Consider the following 17,858-nt stretch of genomic DNA (forward strand, 5'->3'; position numbering starts at 1 on the left):
TGGGATAGATATGACCAACCAGCAGAAGAACGTGACCGCGGTGCTCGGCACCAAGCTCGGCATGACGCAGCTGTGGGACGACGCCGGTCGCCTCGTCCCCGTCACCGTCGTGGCCGTCCCGACCAACGTCGTGACGCAGGTTCGCGCCGCGGACGCCGACGGCTACGCCGCCGTGCAGCTCGCCGCCGGGCAGATCGACCCGCGCAAGGTCACCAAGCCGCTCAAGGGCCACTTCGAGAAGGCCGGCGTCACGCCGCGCCGTCACGTCGCCGAGGTCCGCACCGAGGACGCCGCCGAGTACACGCTCGGCCAGGAGATCACCGCCGCCGCCTTCGAGGCGGGCGCCGTGGTCGACGTCGTCGGGACCACCAAGGGCAAGGGCACCGCCGGTGTCATGAAGCGCCACGGCTTCTCCGGAGTCGGCGCCTCCCACGGTGCTCACCGCAACCACCGCAAGGCCGGCTCGATCGGTGGCGCCTCGACGCCGTCGCGCGTGTTCAAGGGTCTGCGGATGGCCGGTCGTATGGGCCACGACCGTATGACCGTCCAGAACCTGACCGTCCACGCGGTCGACGCCGAGAAGGGTCTGCTGCTCGTCAAGGGCGCGGTTCCCGGCCCCAAGGGTGGCGTCGTCGTCGTGCGTACCGCTGCGAAGGGTGCGTGACCCCATGGCCAACCAGACCGTCGACGTGCTCGACGCCCAGGGCAAGAAGGCCGGCACTGCCGAGCTTCCCGCCGAGGTGTTCGACACCGTCACCAACGTCCCGCTGATCCACCAGGTGGTCGTGGCGCAGCGCGCCGCCGCCCGCCAGGGGACGCACGCCACCAAGACCCGCGGCGAGGTCCGCGGCGGTGGCCGCAAGCCGTACAAGCAGAAGGGCACCGGCCGCGCCCGTCAGGGCTCGACCCGCGCCCCGCAGTTCGCCGGCGGTGGCACCGTCCACGGCCCGCAGCCGCGCAAGTACGACCAGCGGACCCCGAAGAAGATGAAGGCCGCCGCCCTCCGCGGTGCCCTCTCCGACCGGGCTCGCGCCGGCCGCGTCCACGTGGTCTCCGGCTTCGGTCTCGACGGTGCTCCGTCGACCAAGACCGCGGTCAAGACGCTCGCCGCGCTCACCGAGCGCACCCACGTCCTCGTGGTCACCGAGCGCTCGGACGAGCTGACGATCCTGTCGCTCCGCAACGTCGAGCAGGTTCACCTGCTGACCGCGGACCAGCTCAACACCTATGACGTGCTCGTCTCCGACGACGTCGTCTTCACCGAGGGCGCGCTCGCCGCGTTCGTCGCGGGCCCGGCCACGGGCAAGAGCGTGAAGGCCGTCGCCACGGAGTCCGAGGCGGCTGAGACCGAGGAGGCCACCAAGTGACCGCCGTGACGAAGGACCCGCGCGACATCCTGATCGCGCCGGTCGTCTCCGAGAAGTCCTACAACCTCCTCGACGAGGGCAAGTACACCTTCGTCGTGGACCCGCGGGCCAACAAGACCGAGATCAAGATCGCGGTCGAGCAGGTCTTCGGTGTCAAGGTCGACTCGGTCAACACGATCAACCGCAAGGGCAAGGCGCGTCGCACGCGCTTCGGCCTGGGCAAGCGCAAGGACACGAAGCGCGCGATTGTGACCCTCCGTGAGGGCACGATCGACATCTTCGGCGGTCCGGCTTCCTGAGGCGCAGAGAGCAGATCGAGGACTAACCCATGGGAATCCGTAAGTACAAGCCGACGACGCCCGGACGCCGCGGCTCCAGCGTCGCCGACTTCGTCGAGATCACGCGCTCGCAGCCGGAGAAGTCTCTGGTCCGTCCGCTGTCCAAGACGGGTGGGCGCAACAACTCCGGTCGCATCACGACCCGTCACAAGGGCGGTGGCCACAAGCGTGCCTACCGCGTGATCGACTTCCGTCGCCACGACAAGGACGGCGTGCCCGCCAAGGTCGCGCACATCGAGTACGACCCGAACCGCACGGCTCGGATCGCGCTCCTGCACTACGCGGACGGCACGAAGCGCTACATCATCGCGCCGAACAAGCTGTCGCAGGGCGACGTCGTCGAGGCCGGTGCCGGCGCCGACATCAAGCCGGGCAACAACCTGCCGCTGCGCAACATCCCGACCGGTACGGTCATCCACGCCGTCGAGCTCCGCCCCGGTGGCGGCGCGAAGATCGCCCGCTCGGCGGGTGCCTCCGTGCAGCTCGTGGCGAAGGACGGCCCGTACGCGCAGCTGCGCATGCCGTCCGGCGAGATCCGCAACGTCGACCTGCGCTGCCGCGCGACGGTCGGCGAGGTGGGCAACGCCGAGCAGTCGAACATCAACTGGGGCAAGGCCGGCCGTATGCGGTGGAAGGGCGTCCGCCCGACCGTCCGTGGCGTGGTCATGAACCCGGTCGACCACCCGCACGGTGGTGGTGAGGGCAAGACCTCCGGTGGTCGCCACCCGGTCAGCCCGTGGGGCCAGCCCGAGGGCCGGACCCGCCGCCCGAACAAGCCGAGCGACAAGCTGATCGTCCGCCGTCGCCGCACCGGCAAGAAGCGCTGATAGGAGCCTGACAGATGCCTCGTAGCCTGAAGAAGGGCCCCTTCGTCGACGACCACCTGCAGAAGAAGGTGGACGCTCAGAACGAGAAGGGGACCAAGAACGTCATCAAGACCTGGTCCCGTCGGTCGGTCATCACGCCCGACTTCCTCGGTCACACCTTTGCCGTGCACGACGGCCGGAAGCACTCTCCGGTCTTCGTCACCGAGGCGATGGTCGGCCACAAGCTCGGCGAGTTCGCTCCCACGCGAACCTTCCGCGGCCACGTGAAGGACGACAAGAAGGGTCGTCGTCGCTGAGCCAGGGGTCACCACCTCTGATTCAGTAGATGACTGACCTGGACTGTCTTCGATACAGGAAAGCAGGACAGCAATGGAAGCCAAGGCGCAGGCGCGGTTCGTCCGTGTCACGCCCCAGAAGGCCCGGCGCGTCGTGGACCTCATCCGTGGCAAGCAGGCCGCCGAGGCCGTCGCGGTGCTGAAGTTCGCGCCGCAGGCTGCGAGCGAGCCGATCCGCAAGGTTGTGGAGAGCGCCGTCGCGAACGCCCGGGTGAAGGCCGACCGCGCCAGCGAGCGCTTCGACGAGACGGAGCTCTTCGTCTCGGCGGCGTTCGTCGACGAGGGGCCGACGCTCAAGCGGTTCCGTCCGCGGGCGCAGGGGCGTGCGAGCCAGATCCTCAAGCGCACCAGCCACATCACCGTGGTCGTCGCACCGCGTGAGCAGAAGGAAGGGGCCCGATAGTGGGGCAGAAGGTTCACCCGCACGGGTACCGCCTCGGCATCACCACCGACCACCGGTCGCGCTGGTTCGCCGACAGCACCAAGCCTGGTCAGCGGTACCGCGACTACGTCCGCGAGGACGTGGCGATCCGCAAGCTCATGAGCACCGGTCTCGAGCGGGCCGGCATCTCCAAGGTCGAGGTCGAGCGCACCCGCGACCGCGTCCGCGTGGACATCCACACGGCGCGTCCGGGCATCGTCATCGGCCGCCGGGGTGCCGAGGCCGACCGCATCCGCGGCGAGCTCGAGAAGCTCACGGGCAAGCAGGTCCAGCTCAACATCCTCGAGGTCAAGAACGCGGAGATCGACGCGCAGCTGGTCGCGCAGGGCATCGCCGAGCAGCTCGCGAGCCGCGTCTCGTTCCGTCGCGCCATGCGCAAGGGCATCCAGTCCGCGCAGCGCGCCGGTGCCAAGGGCATCCGGGTGCAGGTCTCGGGCCGTCTCGGCGGCGCCGAGATGAGCCGGTCGGAGTTCTACCGCGAGGGTCGTGTGCCGCTGCACACGCTGCGCGCGTACGTCGACTACGGCTTCTTCGAGGCCCGCACCACCTTCGGCCGCATCGGCGTGAAGGTGTGGATCTACAAGGGCGACATGACCGAGAAGGAGTTCGCCGCACAGCAGGCCACCGCCGCGCCCCGTCAGGGCCGTGGTCGTGGTGGCGAGCGTGGCGAGCGTGGAGGGGACCGCCGTGGTGGCGGTCGTCGCCCCGAGCGTCCGGCCCAGCCGGCTGGTGAGAGCGCCCCCGCGTCCGACGCGGCTCCGGCGCCGACCGAGCAGGCTGCGGCCCCCGAGTCTGGAACGGAGGCCTGAGTCATGCTGATCCCCCGCAGGCTCAAGCACCGCAAGCAGCACCACCCGAAGCGCTCCGGCGCTGCCAAGGGTGGCACCACGATCGCGTTCGGCGACTACGGCATCCAGGCCATCGAGCCCGCCTACGTCACCAACCGTCAGATCGAGGCTGCTCGTATCGCGATGACCCGCCACATCAAGCGTGGCGGCAAGGTCTGGATCAACATCTACCCGGACCGTCCCCTGACCAAGAAGCCCGCCGAGACCCGCATGGGTTCCGGTAAGGGCTCGCCCGAGTGGTGGGTCGCCAACGTCAAGCCCGGCCGGATCGTCTTCGAGCTGGCCGGTGTCGACGAGGAGCTGGCCCGTGAGGCCATGCGCCGTGCGATCCACAAGCTCCCGATGAAGTGCCGTTTCGTGGTGCGCGAGGGTGGTGCGAACTGATGGCAGTCGGAACCAAGGGCATGGCCCCCGCTGACCTCGATGGCTTCGACGACGAGAAGCTCGTCGCCGAGCTGAAGAAGGCCAAGGAGGAGCTCTTCAACCTCCGTTTCCAGTCGGCCACCGGCCAGCTGGAGTCCCACGGTCGGATCAAGGCCGTCAAGCGCGACATCGCGCGGATCTACACGGTCCTGCACGAGCGCGAGCTCGGTATCCGCACGGCCCCGAGCGTGAGTGAGTGAGGCATCGATGAGCGAGAACACCAACGCGGTGGCCGCTGAGACGACCGAGCGCAGCACGCGCAAGGTCCGTCGTGGCTACGTCGTCAGCGACAAGATGGAGAAGACCATCGTCGTCGAGGTCGAGGACCGCAAGAAGCACCCCCTGTACGGCAAGGTCCTGCGCACCACCACCAAGGTGAAGGTGCACGACGAGCAGAACTCTGCCGGTATCGGCGACCTGGTCGAGATCATGGAGACCCGTCCGCTGTCCGCGACCAAGCGGTGGCGACTGACGGAGATCCTCGAGAAGGCCAAGTGATCCAGAAGGTCTTGTAGACCTTCGGCCGGGCGGGCCGTGACACACGTATGCGGCCCGCCCCGGCCACCACAGCAACTATCCGTTCGGCAAGGCTCGCCCGGGACAGCCCGGGACGAGAACCAGCTCGACGACAGGAGATCAATCGATGATCCAGCAGGAGTCGCGACTGCGGGTCGCCGACAACACGGGTGCCAAGGAGATTCTCTGCATCCGTGTTCTCGGTGGATCCGGCCGTCGCTACGCCGGTATCGGCGACACGATCGTCGCCACCGTCAAGGACGCGATCCCCGGCGGCAACGTGAAGAAGGGCGATGTGGTCAAGGCCGTCATCGTCCGGACCGCCAAGGAGCGCCGTCGTCCCGACGGTTCCTACATCAAGTTCGACGAGAACGCCGCCGTGATCCTCAAGAACGACGGTGAGCCCCGTGGCACCCGCATCTTCGGCCCGGTCGGGCGCGAGCTGCGCGACAAGCGGTTCATGAAGATCATCTCGCTGGCGCCGGAGGTGCTCTGACCATGGCGAAGATCAAGAAGGGCGACCAGGTGATCGTTATCGCCGGTCGCGACAAGGGCAAGACGGGCCGTGTGCTCGAGGTCTTCAAGGACTCCGACCGCATCGTGGTCGAGGGCGTGCAGCGCGTCACCAAGCACGTCAAGGCCGGCCAGACGGCTCGCGGCACCCGCACGGGTGGCATCGAGACCGTCGAGGCGGCGATCCACGTCTCGAACGTGATGGTCGTCGACCCGGAGACCAAGAAGGGCACGCGCGTCGGGTTCCGCACCGAGCAGGTCGAGCGCGATGGCCGTACCCGCACCGTCCGTGTGCGCGTCGCCAAGCGTTCCGGGAAGGACATCTGATGACCGAGACCACTCTCGAGGCCCCGGCCACCCCGCGCCTCAAGCAGAAGTACCGCGAGGACATCATCGCGGCGCTGCGTGAGGAGTTCGGCCACCAGAACATCCAGCAGGTCGCCGGTCTGACGAAGATCGTCGTCAACATGGGTGTGGGTGACGCCGCGAAGGACTCCAAGCTCATCGAGGGCGCGATCCGCGACCTCACGGCGATCACGGGGCAGAAGCCCCAGGTGACCCGGGCCAAGAAGTCGATCGCGCAGTTCAAGCTGCGCGAGGGCATGCCGATCGGCGCGCACGTCACGCTGCGCGGCGACCGGATGTGGGAGTTCCTCGACCGGCTGCTGTCGGTCGCGCTGCCCCGTATCCGCGACTTCCGCGGTCTGAGCCCGAAGCAGTTCGACGGGCACGGCAACTACACCTTCGGTCTCACGGAGCAGTCGATGTTCCACGAGATCGACCAGGACAAGATCGACCGCGTCCGCGGCATGGACATCACGGTCGTGACCACGGCGACGACCGATGACGAGGGCCGCTCCCTGCTGCGCCGTCTCGGCTTCCCCTTCAAGGAGAACTGACATGGCGAAGAAGGCCCTGATCAACAAGGCGAACGCCAAGCCGAAGTTCGCCGTCCGCGCCTACACCCGGTGCCAGCGCTGCGGCCGTCCGCACTCGGTCTACCGCAAGTTCGGCCTGTGCCGGATCTGCGTGCGGGAGATGGCCCACCGCGGCGAGCTCCCCGGCGTCACCAAGAGCAGCTGGTAAAACCACTACGCCGTAGGTCCGGGCGCTGCGCACGCACTGCTCGGATACCCCGGCGAGGAAGGGCTGGAGCCCAATGACCATGACAGACCCCATCGCAGACATGCTCACTCGTCTGCGTAACGCGAACTCGGCGCACCACGAGACGGTCACCATGCCGCACTCGAAGCTGAAGTCGAACATCGCGGAGATCCTGCAGGCGCAGGGGTACATCACCGACTGGAGCGTCGAGGACGCCAAGGTCGGCAAGTCCCTCACCCTGACCCTCAAGTACGGCCCGAGCCGCGAGCGCGCCCTCAGCGGCGTCCGTCGCGTGTCGAAGCCCGGCCTCCGCGTCTACGCGAAGTCCACCAACCTGCCTCAGGTCCTCGGCGGCCTCGGCGTGGCGATCCTGTCCACGTCCTCCGGCCTGCTGACCGACCGTCAGGCCCAGGCCAAGGGCGTCGGCGGCGAAGTCCTCGCCTACGTCTGGTAATCCGGAAAGGAGAATCGCCATGTCTCGAATCGGCAAGCTCCCCGTTCCGGTCCCGGCCGGCGTGGACGTCACCATCAGCGGTGCGCTCGTGACCGTCAAGGGCCCGAAGGGGATCCTGGAGCACACGGTGCCCGCCCCCATCACTGTCGCTCAGGACGACGGCACCCTCGTGGTGTCCCGCCCGGACGACGAGCGTGAGTCCCGTGCGCTGCACGGCCTCACCCGCACCCTCCTGGCCAACATCGTCACCGGTGTGACCCAGGGCTACGAGAAGAAGCTCGAGATCGTCGGTACCGGTTACCGCGTCGCCGCCAAGGGGCAGAGCCTGGAGTTCGCTCTCGGTTTCTCGCACCCGGTCGTCGTCACGGCGCCGGACGGCATCAGCTTCGCGGTCGAGAGCCCCACCAAGTTCTCGGTGGCCGGCATCGACAAGCAGCAGGTCGGCGAGGTCGCAGCGAACATCCGCAAGATCCGCAAGCCCGAGCCCTACAAGGGCAAGGGTGTGCGTTACGCCGGCGAGGTCGTCCGCCGCAAGGTCGGAAAGGCTGGTAAGTGATGGCTCTCAAGATTCTGGGCAAGGGCAAGGCCGTCGCTCGTCAGCGCCGTCACCTCCGCCTGCGCAAGAAGATCAAGGGCACCGCGACGCGTCCGCGCCTCGTCGTGACCCGCTCCTCGCGCCACATGGTGGCGCAGGTCGTGGACGACACGGTCGGCAAGACCGTCGCCTCCGCCTCGACCCTCGAGGCGGACCTGCGTGGTCTCGACGCCGACAAGACGGCGAAGGCCCGCAAGGTCGGCGAACTCGTCGCCTCGCGTGCCAAGGCCGCCGGCATCGAGTCCGTGGTCTTCGACCGCGGTGGCAACAAGTACCACGGTCGGGTGGCTGCGGTCGCCGACGGCGCCCGGGAAGCGGGGCTGGAGCTGTGATGGCCGACGTCCGCGAGTTCGCACGGAAGATGAGGATCCTCTGATGGCTGCAGGGCAGCGCACCGGCGCCCCCCAGGGCGCCAACGAGTCCAACAAGACCGACGGCCGCCGCGGCGGCGGTGGCGGTCGTCGTGACGACCGCCGCGGCGGTGGCCGCGACCAGGCCGACAAGAACGCCTTCGTCGAGCGCGTGGTGACGATCAACCGCGTCTCGAAGGTCGTCAAGGGCGGTCGTCGCTTCAGCTTCACCGCGCTGGTCGTGGTGGGCGACGGCGACGGCACCGTCGGTGTCGGCTACGGCAAGGCCAAGGAGGTGCCCGCGGCGATCGCCAAGGGTGTCGAGGAGGCGAAGAAGAACTTCTTCCGCGTCCCGCGCATCCAGGGCACCATCCCTCACCCCATCCAGGGTGAGGAGGCCGCCGGCGTCGTGTTCCTGCGTCCGGCCTCGCCGGGTACCGGTGTGATCGCCGGTGGTCCGGTGCGCGCCGTGCTGGAGTGCGCCGGCATTCACGACGTGCTGAGCAAGTCGCTCGGTTCGTCGAACTCGATCAACATCGTGCACGCGACCGTCGCGGCCCTCAAGGGCCTCGAGGAGCCGGCGGCCGTGGCCGCCCGCCGTGGTCTGCCGCTCGAGGACGTGGCTCCGGCCGCGCTCCTGCGTGCGCAGGCTGCCGGACTTGCCGCCAAGGCGGAGAAGGCCGGCGAGAAGGTGGGTGCGTGATGCCTCGACTGAAGGTCACCCAGGTCAAGTCCGCCATCGGCGGCAAGCAGAACCAGCGTGACACGCTGCGGACCCTCGGCCTCAAGCGGATCGGCGACACCGCCGTGAAGGAGGACCGTCCGGAGATCCGTGGCATGGTCACCACGGTGGCGCACCTCGTCACCGTCGAGGAGGTCGAGTGATCATGGCCGACAACACCGAGAAGTCGCAGCCGCTCAAGATGCACCACCTGCGTCCGGCCGACGGCGCCAAGACCGCCAGGACCCGTGTGGGTCGCGGTGAGGCGTCGAAGGGCAAGACGGCGGGTCGAGGCACCAAGGGTACGAAGGCTCGCTACCAGGTTCCCGAGCGCTTCGAGGGCGGGCAGATGCCTCTGCACATGCGCCTCCCGAAGCTCCGCGGGTTCAAGAACCCGTTCCGCGTCGAGTACCAGGTCGTCAACCTGGACAAGCTCGCTGCGCTGTACCCCGAGGGTGGCTCCGTCACCGTCGAGGGCCTCGTCGCCAAGGGCGCGGTCCGCAAGGGTCAGCTGGTGAAGGTGCTCGGCACGGGCGAGATCACCGTCAAGCTGGACGTCACGGTCGACCGCGTCTCCGGCTCCGCCAAGGACAAGATCCTGGCGGCCGGCGGCACGGTCTCCGAGGACTGACATCCGCATCAGGGCCGGCGGCGCACACGCGCTGCCGGCCCTGTGTGCTCCCGGCGTGTTCCGGCAGGCCAAGCCGCCGAGGCGGCGTGTGGTCTGGATCACTGGTCCCGGGCACGTAGAATCCGTCACGGTCCGCGCCACGCGTCCGGAGATCCGGCCGCACGGCGAGCCCGGGGTCCCATCCGGCCGGACCGACGACCGAGTCGGCGTGACGGCGGCGTGGCCCACGGGCCTCGACGTCGGGAGCTCGCGCCACACCTCGCCGGTCCCCGGCGACACGACAACCCGCCGCGGCGGGCCAGGAGGATAGGTGCTCAGCGCATTCGGCCGGGCTTTCCGGACACCGGACCTGCGGCGCAAGCTGCTGTTCACGATCGCGATCATGGCGCTCTTCCGGGTGGGGTCGCTCGTGCCCACACCCGGTGTCGACTACGGCAACGTCCAGCAGTGCGTCGCGGCCCTCGAGGGCAGCACCTCGCTGCTCGGCCTCGTCAACGTCTTCAGCGGTGGTGCGCTGCTGCAGCTGTCGATCTTCGCGCTCGGCATCATGCCGTACATCACGGCGAGCATCATCGTGCAGCTGCTGCGCGTGGTCATCCCGCGCTTCGAGGCCCTGCACAAGGAGGGCCAGTCGGGGCAGTCGAAGCTGACGCAGTACACGCGCTACCTGACGATCGCCCTCGCGATCCTGCAGTCGACGACGATCATCACCACCGCCCGCACGGGGATGCTCTTCCAGGGTTGCCCCGTCGACGTGATCGCGGACGACAGCTTCATGACGGCCACGCTGATGGTCATCACCATGACGGCCGGTACCGGCCTCGTCATGTGGCTCGGCGAGATGATCACCGAGCGCGGCGTCGGCAACGGCATGTCGCTGCTGATCTTCACCTCGATCGCGGCGAGCTTCCCGTCGGCCCTGTGGTCCATCGCAGGCGGCTCGAACGGCCCCCTGAACTTCATCGTGATGATCCTGGTCATCGTGCTCGTCGTCGGGCTGGTCGTGTTCGTCGAGCAGTCCCAGCGCCGCATCCCGGTGCAGTACGCGAAGCGCATGGTGGGGCGTCGTATGTACGGCGGCACCAGCACCTACATCCCGATCAAGATCAACATGGCCGGTGTCATCCCGGTCATCTTCGCTGCGTCGATCCTCGCTATCCCGGGCCTGATCGCCCAGTTCGGCGAGCCGACCGCGGGCTGGGTCGTGTGGATCTCGGACAACCTGGTCCAGCAGTCCGACCCGCTGTACATCGTGCTGTACGTGCTGATGGTCATCTTCTTCGCGTTCTTCTACACGTCGATCACGTTCAACCCGGACGAGGTCGCGGACAACATGAAGAAGTACGGCGGCTTCATCCCGGGCATCCGTGCCGGCCGGCCGACCGCCGAGTACCTCGACTACGTGATCACCCGGATCACCGCCGCGGGTTCGGTCTACCTGGCGATCGTGGCGCTCATCCCCACGATCGTGCTCGTGGTGCTGGGAGTCACCACGAACATCCCGTTCGGTGGAACGTCGATCCTCATCATCGTGGGCGTCGGGCTCGAGACCGTGAAGCAGATCGACTCCCAGCTCCAGCAGCGTCATTACGAAGGGTTCCTCCGTTGACCGAGACGAACGAAGGCGGCAGCACCGCTGTCACGCCGACCACCCGCCGCGAGCTCCACGGCGCCCCCAGCGCCGAGGCGCGGGTGACGCGCCTGGTGATCATGGGGCCGCAGGGTGCGGGCAAGGGCACGCAGGCGGCGCGACTGGCCGAGCTCTTCGGCATCCCCGCCATCTCGACGGGCGACATCTTCCGCGCGAACATCAAGGGCGGCACGGAGCTCGGCAAGCTTGCGCAGGAGTACAGCGCGAAGGGTGACCTCGTCCCCGACGAGGTCACCGACGAGATGGTGCGCTCCCGGCTCGGCGAGGACGACGTGAAGGGCGGGTTCCTGCTCGACGGGTATCCGCGCAACGCGCACCAGGTCGAGGCGCTCGACGGCATCCTGTCCGACCTCGGCTGGGCGCTGGACGGTGTCATCGAGCTCACCGCCGCGCGCGAGGAGCTCCTGGCCCGCATCTCCAAGCGTGCCGAGATCGAGGGCCGTGAGGACGACACCCCGGACGCGATCGCGCGTCGGCTCGACATCTACGACGAGCAGACCGCGCCCCTGACGGCGGCGTACTCCGAGCGGGGCCTGCTCGCGCAGGTGGACGGCATCGGAGACGTCTCCGAGGTCACCGAGCGCATCGTCCAGGCGCTGGCCGCCGAGCTCGGCTGAGGCGCCGGCGAGATGATCTTCGGTTCGCGCGAGCGCGTCGAGCTCAAGACGCCCGAGCAGGTGCGCGTCATGCGACGCGCCGGCCTGGTCGTCGCGTCGGCGCTGGACGCGGTGCGCGCGGCGGCCCGCCCGGGCATGACCACGGCCGACCTCGACGTGGTCGCGGCGCGGGCCATCGCGGACGCCGGTGCGACCCCGTCCTTCCTCGGCTACGAGGGCTACCCGGCGACGGTCTGCGTCTCGGTGTCGGAGGAGGTGATCCACGGCATCCCCGGCGCGCGCGTGCTCCAGGTCGGTGACGTCGTCTCCGTCGACTGCGGCGCGATCGTCGACGGCTGGCACGGCGACTCCGCGATCAGCCTGGTGCTGGGCGCGGACGGCGCGCTGGACGTGGACGGCGCCGCGGAGCCCGACGGCGTCGACACCGCGGACCTCGACCTCGTCCGCGCCACGCGCACGGCCATGTGGGCGGGGATCGCGGCGCTGGCCGGGGGCAAGCGGCTGAACGACGTCGGCACGGCGGTCGAGGCGGCCGTCGAGCTGGCCGGCGGGGTCTCCGGCGTCGAGTACGGCATCGTCGAGGACTACGTGGGGCACGGCATCGGCACCGCGATGCACCAGCCGCCCGACGTCGTGAACTTCCGGACCTCGGACCGCGGCCCGCGGCTCCGGCCGGGCATGTGCTTGGCGATCGAGCCGATGATCACACGGGGGAGCGGTGCCACCCGGGTGCTCGAGGACGACTGGACGGTCGTGACGCAGGACGGGTCGCGGGCCGCGCACTGGGAGCACACGGTGGCCATCCTCGAGGGCGGGATCAGCGTGCTGACCGCCGCCGACGGAGGCCGTGCGGGGCTCGCCCCGTTCGAGATCGAACCCGTGACCATCGACACCTGACGGTCTGTTCGCAGCCCCTGGTGTGATGGAGTACGATGGTCTGTCGGGTGTAGTCCGTTCGGCAGTTCCTCGATGCATGCGCGAGTTGGTGGCGCTGCAGACCAGCACCGGTGCGACGCAAGCGTCGGCCGGTCGGGACGAGGGTGAGCAGGCGGCACGCACGACATCCGGACCTCCGTCACGCTGCTGACGGGCGCCCGGGGCCAGACGAGAGTTAGCGGAGGACATGGCAAAGAAGGACGGCGTCATCGAGATCGAGGGCAGCGTGGTCGAGGCCCTGCCGAACGCGATGTTCCGTGTGGAGCTTGCGAACGGCCACAAGGTCCTCGCGCACATCTCGGGCAAGATGCGTCAGCACTACATCCGGATCCTCCCGGAGGACCGTGTCGTGGTCGAGCTCAGCCCGTACGACCTGTCCCGCGGTCGGATCGTCTACCGCTACAAGTAACCCCCACCCCATCGAGCGCCGTCGTGGCGCCGGCACCCGCCGGCGTGCGTACGGCGGCGGAGGAACACTGATGAAGGTCAAGCCGAGCGTCAAGAAGATCTGCGACAAGTGCAAGGTGATCCGCCGGCACGGTCGCGTCATGGTGATCTGCGAGAACCTGCGCCACAAGCAGCGCCAGGGCTGATCGCAGCCACCTGCTGACGGCACGCGCTCGCCGTCGGACACAGCGCACCACCACGAACCTGCCCCCTCGGGGGCGGGGGAACCCTCGGTCCAGGGGCCGAGGCCCGCGATTCTCGCGGGAGGGCGGTGCGGCAGACCTCTGGAAGAAGTACAGGAGCCGGAAGGCACATGGCACGTCTGATCGGCGTCGACCTCCCCCGCGACAAGCGGCTCGAGGTTGCGCTCACTTACATCTACGGCGTCGGCCGTACCCGCGCCCAGCAGACGCTGGCCGCGACCGGGGTCGACCCGGACCTGCGGGTCAAGGACCTCGGTGACGACCAGCTCGTCGCCCTGCGTGACTACCTGGAGGGCAACTTCCAGCTCGAGGGCGACCTGCGCCGCGAGGTCGCTGCCGACATCCGCCGCAAGGTCGAGATCGGCACCTACCAGGGCCTGCGTCACCGCCGCGGCCTCCCGGTGCGCGGTCAGCGCACCAAGACCAACGCGCGTACCCGCAAGGGTCCGAAGCGCACCGTGGCGGGCAAGAAGAAGGCCCGCTGATAGCAGTCCGTGGTGCGGCCGGCTCTCCGAGCTGAGCCGCCCCGGTCCGATCAGACCAGGAGATCAGAGAACACATGCCTCCCAAGACTCGTGCCACGGCCGCGCGCAAGCCGCGCCGCAAGGACAAGAAGAACGTCCCGCTCGGCCAGGCCCACATCAAGAGCACCTTCAACAACACGATCGTCTCGATCACCGACCCGTCGGGCGCCGTGATCGCGTGGGCGTCCGCCGGCCACGTCGGCTTCAAGGGCTCCCGCAAGTCCACGCCGTACGCCGCGCAGCTGGCCGCCGAGTCGGCAGCCCGTCGCGCCCAGGAGCACGGTGTCAAGAAGGTCGACGTCTTCGTCAAGGGCCCGGGCTCCGGTCGTGAGACCGCGATCCGCTCCCTGCAGGCGACCGGCCTCGAGGTCGGTTCGATCCAGGACGTGACGCCCCAGGCGCACAACGGCTGCCGCCCCCCGAAGCGCCGCCGCGTCTGACCCTCCCGACGTCGTCGGGCCCCGGGGCCGAGGGATCGGCCCCTGGCCCGACGACGCCGCAGGCTGCCCGGGCGGGTGGACCGAGTCCCACCCGGGGCCGCGAGCTAGCTCTCGCGGATCCGTGATGCGTCATATGGCGGACGCACACTGAAAGGACCTGACCGTGCTCATCGCACAGCGCCCCTCCCTGACCGAAGAGGTCATCTCGGAGTACCGTTCGCGCTTCTCCATCGAGCCGCTCGAGCCGGGCTTCGGCTACACGCTCGGCAACTCGCTTCGGCGGACCCTGCTGTCGTCCATCCCGGGCGCGGCCGTCACCTCCATCCGCATCGACGGTGTGCTCCACGAGTTCTCCACCGTGCCGGGTGTCAAGGAAGACGTCACCGAGATCATCCTCAACATCAAGAACCTCGTCGTCTCCTCGGAGAACGACGAGCCTGTCGTGATGTACCTGCGCAAGACGGGCGCGGGCGTGGTCACCGCCGCGGACATCGTGCCGCCGGCCGGCGTCGAGGTGCACAACCCGGACCTCCACGTCGCGACGCTCAACGACAAGGGCAAGCTCGAGATCGAGCTGACCGTCGAGCGCGGTCGCGGCTACGTGTCCGCGGCGCAGAACAAGAACGAGGACGCCGAGATCGGTCGGATCCCTGTCGACTCGATCTACTCGCCGGTCCTCAAGGTCACCTACAAGGTCGAGGCCACCCGTGTCGAGCAGCGCACGGACTTCGACAAGCTGATCGTCGACGTCGAGTCGAAGGCCGCGATCGCTCCCCGCGACGCGCTCGCCTCGGCCGGCAAGACGCTCGTCGAGCTCTTCGGTCTCGCCCGCGAGCTGAACGTCGAGGCCGAGGGCATCGAGATCGGCCCGTCGCCGACGGACTCCGCGCTGGCCGCGGACCTGGCGCTGCCGATCGAGGAGCTCAACCTCACGATCCGGTCGTACAACTGCCTCAAGCGCGAGGGCATCCACCAGGTGGGTGAGCTCGTGGCTCGTAGCGAGGCCGACCTGCTCGACATCCGCAACTTCGGTGCCAAGTCCATCAACGAGGTCAAGGAGAAGCTCGCCGAGCTGGGCCTCTCGCTGAAGGACTCGCCGCTCGACTTCGACCCGTCCAGCGCCGCGTACTTCAGCGGTGGGGACGACGAGGCCACGTACACGGACGAGCAGTCGTACTGACGCCTCCGCGCCCGCAGCAGCCCGCTCGACCTGACCGGGCCGCGCGGCGCGGAACCACCCTCAAGGAGAACCAGAAATGCCTACCCCCACCAAGGGTCCGCGGCTCGGTGGCAGCCCGGCTCACCAGCGACTGATCCTCGCAAACCTGTCGACGTCGCTCTTCGAGCACGGTCGCATCACCACCACGGAGACGAAGGCGAAGCGCCTGCGCCCCCTGGCCGAGCGCCTCATCACCTTCGCCAAGCGCGGTGACCTGCACGCCCGTCGCCGGGTGCTGACCGTCGTGCGCGACAAGTCCGTGGTGCACACGCTGTTCACCGAGATCGCCCCGGCCATGGCCGAGCGCAACGGTGGCTACACGCGCATCACCAAGATCGGCAACCGGAAGGGCGACAACGCGCCCATGGCGGTCATCGAGCTCGTCACCGAGCCGGTGAGCCCGAAGCAGGCCGTCGTCAAGGAGGCCACGAAGGCCGCCGAGAAGGCTGCCAAGGTCGAGGACGAGGCCGCCGTCGAGGCGACCGAGGAGTCCACCGCCGCCGAGGCCCCCGCCGAGGAGAAGTCGGACGCGAAGGCCGAGGAGTCGAAGGAGGCCTGACCTCCTGACATCCCCACGACGGAGCCCCGTGCCACCTCTGGTGGCGCGGGGCTCCGTCGTCCCTACGGTGGAGGCATGACCGCTCGCACCGCGAGGGCGGGGCCCGTCGGCCCTGTCCCTGTGCCCGCTGCCACCGTGCCCGCCCCTGTGCCCGTCGTCCTCGTGCACGGCTCGCGCACGTCCGCGACGATGTGGCGGCGGCAGGTCGCCGCGCTCGGGCGTGGCGGGGTCCCTGCCACGGCGGTGGACCTGCCCGGTCACGGCGGGCGCCGCGAGGAGCCGTTCACGCTCGACGGCGCGGTGGAGGCGGTGCGGCGCGCCGTGGACGGGGCCGGAGGGCGTGCTCTGGTGGTGGGCCTGTCCCTGGGCGGCTACGTCGCGATCGAGCACCGCGCGCGGTACCCCGGGCAGAGCGCGGGCCTCGTAGCCGCGTCGTGCTGCACGACGTCGTCCTCGTGGCTGCGCCCGGCGTGGCTGTCGCTCGCCCGCTGGATCGAGGCGTGGCCGGACCACGGCGCGCGCCTGAACGACACCTTCGTCCGGCTCGCCCTCGACGCCGAGGGCGTCCGGGACATCGGGGCCGGCGGCTTCGCCCTGCGCGCGATGACCCAGGTGCTGCGCGAGCTGGGCCCGACCGACACCCTCGGGGCCCTCATGACCGCGCGCAGCCCCGTGTGGATCGTCAACGGCCGGTACGACCACTTCCGGGCCCAGGAGCGCGCGTTCATGGCCGCGGCCCGCGCGGGCGGCGCCCCGACCCGTCTGGTCGTCGTGCCGCACGCGCGCCACCTCGTGAGCCTCGACGCGCCCGTGGCGTTCACGCGCGTGCTCCTGGAGGCCGTCGCCGCGACGGCGTGGTCCGAGCGCGACCGTGCGGTCGAGTACGCGTCGGCCTGAGGGGGGCGTCGGCGCCCCCGGCTCCCGGGCGCCTGGTGTCAGGCCAGCGGCAGGTCCCAGGCCCGCGCCCCGCCGACGAGCGCGGCCGAGTTGGGCACGACGACGACGTCGTCGCCCAGCCGGTCGAGGGCGTTCGGCGTGATGCGACGGGAGTTGCCGCCGCCCAGGTACAGGCGGTCCCAGAGGAACACGGGCCGCAGCCCGTCGATCATGGCGACCACGCGCCGAGACCACAGGCCGTCGCCCAGGCGTCGCCGCTCGGGCTCGCCGACGTACTGGTCGTAGGTCGCGCCGCGACGCACGGGCGCGTGCGACCACTCCAGGTGCGGAGCGAGCCGTCCGCCGTCGAACAGCGCGGACCCGAGCCCGGTGCCGAGCGTGAGCACGAGCTCGACCCCGGAACCTGCGACGACACCGGCGCCGTGCACCTCGGCGTCGTTGAGCACCATCGCCGGCACCCCGAGGCGCCGGGCGAGGGCTCCGCGCACGTCGAAGCTGGCCCACGCCTCGACCAGGTCCGGCAGCACCCGGGAGCGCGGCCCTGACCGGGTGATGTAGTGCGGGGTGTGCACCACCACGCCGTGCCGGATCATGCCGGGCATCCCGAGCGTCACCCGGTGCGCGGCGGGGAGCCGCTCGGCGATGCCAGCCACGGTGTCCAGCAGCAGGCGCGGGGGCAACGGGTACGGCGTGGGCACCCGCACCGGTGCCGCGTGCGCGGTGCCCGCCGAGTCGAGCACCGCCGCCTTGATGCCCCCGCCGCCGCAGTCGACGGCGAGGGTGAGCACGTCGGACGGCGCGGGCGGCCGGGCCGGGGACGTGTCCGTCCCGCCGTCGGGCAGGGTTCCGGGGGTGCGCGCCGTGGCGCCTGAGTCGACCATCACGGGACATCATCCGGCGA

31 protein-coding genes are annotated in these 17,858 nt (G+C 69.5%); 30 read left to right on the forward strand and 1 reads right to left on the reverse strand.

Annotation, left to right across the window (positions count from 1 at the left end; genetic code table 11):
* Nucleotides 1-10: 10 nt before the first annotated feature.
* From rplC to B5Y66_RS06055, 30 genes are all read left to right on the forward strand, one after another.
* Nucleotides 11-664: a 50S ribosomal protein L3 gene (gene rplC / locus B5Y66_RS05910; protein ID WP_079572415.1), complete on the forward strand. Its 654-nt coding sequence runs from the start codon at nucleotides 11-13 to the stop codon at nucleotides 662-664.
* 4 nt (nucleotides 665-668) lie between these two features.
* A complete protein-coding gene (gene rplD / locus B5Y66_RS05915; protein ID WP_079572417.1) occupies nucleotides 669-1,367 on the forward strand; it encodes a 50S ribosomal protein L4 in 699 nt (232 codons plus the stop codon).
* Nucleotides 1,364-1,666: a 50S ribosomal protein L23 gene (gene rplW, locus B5Y66_RS05920; RefSeq protein ID WP_079572420.1), complete on the forward strand. Its 303-nt coding sequence runs from the start codon at nucleotides 1,364-1,366 to the stop codon at nucleotides 1,664-1,666. The genes rplD and rplW overlap by 4 nt, the downstream gene beginning before the upstream one ends.
* Nucleotides 1,667-1,695: 29 nt before the next feature.
* A complete protein-coding gene (gene rplB / locus B5Y66_RS05925; protein WP_079572422.1) occupies nucleotides 1,696-2,532 on the forward strand; it encodes a 50S ribosomal protein L2 in 837 nt (278 codons plus the stop codon).
* 14 nt (nucleotides 2,533-2,546) lie between these two features.
* Nucleotides 2,547-2,828, forward strand: a complete 282-nt coding sequence (gene rpsS / locus B5Y66_RS05930; RefSeq protein ID WP_079572424.1) for a 30S ribosomal protein S19 — start codon at nucleotides 2,547-2,549, stop codon at nucleotides 2,826-2,828.
* A gap of 73 nt (nucleotides 2,829-2,901) precedes the next feature.
* Nucleotides 2,902-3,270: a 50S ribosomal protein L22 gene (gene rplV / locus B5Y66_RS05935; RefSeq protein ID WP_079572426.1), complete on the forward strand. Its 369-nt coding sequence runs from the start codon at nucleotides 2,902-2,904 to the stop codon at nucleotides 3,268-3,270.
* Nucleotides 3,270-4,118 carry a 30S ribosomal protein S3 gene (gene rpsC / locus B5Y66_RS05940; RefSeq protein ID WP_079572428.1) on the forward strand — a complete coding sequence of 283 codons (849 nt, stop codon included), beginning with the start codon at nucleotides 3,270-3,272 and terminating at the stop codon, nucleotides 4,116-4,118. Before rplV ends, rpsC begins: the two co-directional genes overlap by 1 nt.
* Nucleotides 4,119-4,121: 3 nt before the next feature.
* Nucleotides 4,122-4,541: a 50S ribosomal protein L16 gene (gene rplP, locus B5Y66_RS05945; protein ID WP_079572430.1), complete on the forward strand. Its 420-nt coding sequence runs from the start codon at nucleotides 4,122-4,124 to the stop codon at nucleotides 4,539-4,541.
* Nucleotides 4,541-4,780 carry a 50S ribosomal protein L29 gene (gene rpmC / locus B5Y66_RS05950; protein ID WP_079572432.1) on the forward strand — a complete coding sequence of 80 codons (240 nt, stop codon included), beginning with the start codon at nucleotides 4,541-4,543 and terminating at the stop codon, nucleotides 4,778-4,780. Before rplP ends, rpmC begins: the two co-directional genes overlap by 1 nt.
* A 7-nt stretch (nucleotides 4,781-4,787) precedes the next feature.
* Nucleotides 4,788-5,078: a 30S ribosomal protein S17 gene (gene rpsQ, locus B5Y66_RS05955; RefSeq protein WP_079572434.1), complete on the forward strand. Its 291-nt coding sequence runs from the start codon at nucleotides 4,788-4,790 to the stop codon at nucleotides 5,076-5,078.
* 145 nt (nucleotides 5,079-5,223) lie between these two features.
* Complete coding sequence (gene rplN / locus B5Y66_RS05960; RefSeq protein ID WP_079572436.1) at nucleotides 5,224-5,592, forward strand: 50S ribosomal protein L14; 369 nt, start codon at nucleotides 5,224-5,226, stop codon at nucleotides 5,590-5,592.
* A 2-nt stretch (nucleotides 5,593-5,594) separates the two neighbouring features.
* Nucleotides 5,595-5,936 (forward strand): 50S ribosomal protein L24, encoded by a 342-nt coding sequence (gene rplX / locus B5Y66_RS05965; protein WP_079572438.1) that lies wholly within the window; start codon nucleotides 5,595-5,597, stop codon nucleotides 5,934-5,936.
* On the forward strand, nucleotides 5,936-6,508 hold the full coding sequence (gene rplE, locus B5Y66_RS05970; RefSeq protein WP_079572440.1) for a 50S ribosomal protein L5: 573 nt from the start codon (nucleotides 5,936-5,938) through the stop codon (nucleotides 6,506-6,508). The genes rplX and rplE overlap by 1 nt, the downstream gene beginning before the upstream one ends.
* 1 nt (nucleotide 6,509) lies before the next feature.
* Nucleotides 6,510-6,695, forward strand: coding sequence for a type Z 30S ribosomal protein S14 (locus B5Y66_RS05975; protein ID WP_079572442.1), 186 nt, complete (start codon nucleotides 6,510-6,512; stop codon nucleotides 6,693-6,695).
* Between the two features lie 73 nt (nucleotides 6,696-6,768).
* Nucleotides 6,769-7,167: a 30S ribosomal protein S8 gene (rpsH, locus tag B5Y66_RS05980; RefSeq protein ID WP_079572444.1), complete on the forward strand. Its 399-nt coding sequence runs from the start codon at nucleotides 6,769-6,771 to the stop codon at nucleotides 7,165-7,167.
* 19 nt (nucleotides 7,168-7,186) lie between these two features.
* On the forward strand, nucleotides 7,187-7,723 hold the full coding sequence (rplF, locus tag B5Y66_RS05985) for a 50S ribosomal protein L6 (RefSeq protein WP_079572446.1): 537 nt from the start codon (nucleotides 7,187-7,189) through the stop codon (nucleotides 7,721-7,723).
* Nucleotides 7,723-8,094 (forward strand): 50S ribosomal protein L18, encoded by a 372-nt coding sequence (rplR, locus tag B5Y66_RS05990; protein ID WP_079572448.1) that lies wholly within the window; start codon nucleotides 7,723-7,725, stop codon nucleotides 8,092-8,094. Before rplF ends, rplR begins: the two co-directional genes overlap by 1 nt.
* A gap of 43 nt (nucleotides 8,095-8,137) precedes the next feature.
* Nucleotides 8,138-8,815, forward strand: a complete 678-nt coding sequence (gene rpsE / locus B5Y66_RS05995) for a 30S ribosomal protein S5 (RefSeq protein WP_079572450.1) — start codon at nucleotides 8,138-8,140, stop codon at nucleotides 8,813-8,815.
* Complete coding sequence (gene rpmD / locus B5Y66_RS06000) at nucleotides 8,815-8,997, forward strand: 50S ribosomal protein L30 (RefSeq protein WP_079573239.1); 183 nt, start codon at nucleotides 8,815-8,817, stop codon at nucleotides 8,995-8,997. The genes rpsE and rpmD overlap by 1 nt, the downstream gene beginning before the upstream one ends.
* A gap of 2 nt (nucleotides 8,998-8,999) precedes the next feature.
* Nucleotides 9,000-9,464, forward strand: a complete 465-nt coding sequence (gene rplO, locus B5Y66_RS06005; RefSeq protein ID WP_079573241.1) for a 50S ribosomal protein L15 — start codon at nucleotides 9,000-9,002, stop codon at nucleotides 9,462-9,464.
* Nucleotides 9,465-9,774: 310 nt separating this feature from the next.
* Nucleotides 9,775-11,073: a preprotein translocase subunit SecY gene (gene secY, locus B5Y66_RS06010; protein WP_079572452.1), complete on the forward strand. Its 1,299-nt coding sequence runs from the start codon at nucleotides 9,775-9,777 to the stop codon at nucleotides 11,071-11,073.
* 101 nt (nucleotides 11,074-11,174) lie between these two features.
* Nucleotides 11,175-11,732, forward strand: a complete 558-nt coding sequence (locus tag B5Y66_RS06015) for an adenylate kinase (protein WP_139820791.1) — start codon at nucleotides 11,175-11,177, stop codon at nucleotides 11,730-11,732.
* Between the two features lie 12 nt (nucleotides 11,733-11,744).
* Nucleotides 11,745-12,629, forward strand: coding sequence for a type I methionyl aminopeptidase (map, locus tag B5Y66_RS06020; protein WP_079572456.1), 885 nt, complete (start codon nucleotides 11,745-11,747; stop codon nucleotides 12,627-12,629).
* 226 nt (nucleotides 12,630-12,855) lie between these two features.
* Nucleotides 12,856-13,077 carry a translation initiation factor IF-1 gene (infA, locus tag B5Y66_RS06025; protein ID WP_012867920.1) on the forward strand — a complete coding sequence of 74 codons (222 nt, stop codon included), beginning with the start codon at nucleotides 12,856-12,858 and terminating at the stop codon, nucleotides 13,075-13,077.
* Nucleotides 13,078-13,147: 70 nt separating this feature from the next.
* Nucleotides 13,148-13,261 (forward strand): 50S ribosomal protein L36, encoded by a 114-nt coding sequence (rpmJ, locus tag B5Y66_RS06030; RefSeq protein ID WP_009740505.1) that lies wholly within the window; start codon nucleotides 13,148-13,150, stop codon nucleotides 13,259-13,261.
* Nucleotides 13,262-13,428: 167 nt separating this feature from the next.
* The gene (gene rpsM, locus B5Y66_RS06035) at nucleotides 13,429-13,803 is read left to right on the forward strand and encodes a 30S ribosomal protein S13 (RefSeq protein WP_079572458.1); all 375 of its coding nucleotides are present in this window, start codon (nucleotides 13,429-13,431) and stop codon (nucleotides 13,801-13,803) included.
* 74 nt (nucleotides 13,804-13,877) lie between these two features.
* Nucleotides 13,878-14,282, forward strand: a complete 405-nt coding sequence (gene rpsK, locus B5Y66_RS06040; RefSeq protein WP_079572460.1) for a 30S ribosomal protein S11 — start codon at nucleotides 13,878-13,880, stop codon at nucleotides 14,280-14,282.
* Between the two features lie 163 nt (nucleotides 14,283-14,445).
* Nucleotides 14,446-15,462: a DNA-directed RNA polymerase subunit alpha gene (locus B5Y66_RS06045; protein WP_079572462.1), complete on the forward strand. Its 1,017-nt coding sequence runs from the start codon at nucleotides 14,446-14,448 to the stop codon at nucleotides 15,460-15,462.
* Nucleotides 15,463-15,538: 76 nt separating this feature from the next.
* Nucleotides 15,539-16,060: a 50S ribosomal protein L17 gene (gene rplQ / locus B5Y66_RS06050; RefSeq protein ID WP_079572464.1), complete on the forward strand. Its 522-nt coding sequence runs from the start codon at nucleotides 15,539-15,541 to the stop codon at nucleotides 16,058-16,060.
* Nucleotides 16,061-16,135: 75 nt separating this feature from the next.
* Nucleotides 16,136-16,957 (forward strand): alpha/beta fold hydrolase, encoded by an 822-nt coding sequence (locus B5Y66_RS06055; protein ID WP_079572467.1) that lies wholly within the window; start codon nucleotides 16,136-16,138, stop codon nucleotides 16,955-16,957.
* A gap of 38 nt (nucleotides 16,958-16,995) precedes the next feature.
* Here B5Y66_RS06055 and B5Y66_RS06060 read toward each other — a convergent pair whose 3' ends face one another.
* Complete coding sequence (locus B5Y66_RS06060; protein WP_245806958.1) at nucleotides 16,996-17,841, reverse strand: ROK family protein; 846 nt, start codon at nucleotides 17,839-17,841, stop codon at nucleotides 16,996-16,998.
* Nucleotides 17,842-17,858: the final 17 nt, after the last annotated feature.

Origin of the sequence: Krasilnikoviella flava (assembly GCF_900167525.1) — a bacterium.
Lineage (GTDB): Bacteria > Actinomycetota > Actinomycetes > Actinomycetales > Cellulomonadaceae > Isoptericola > Isoptericola flavus.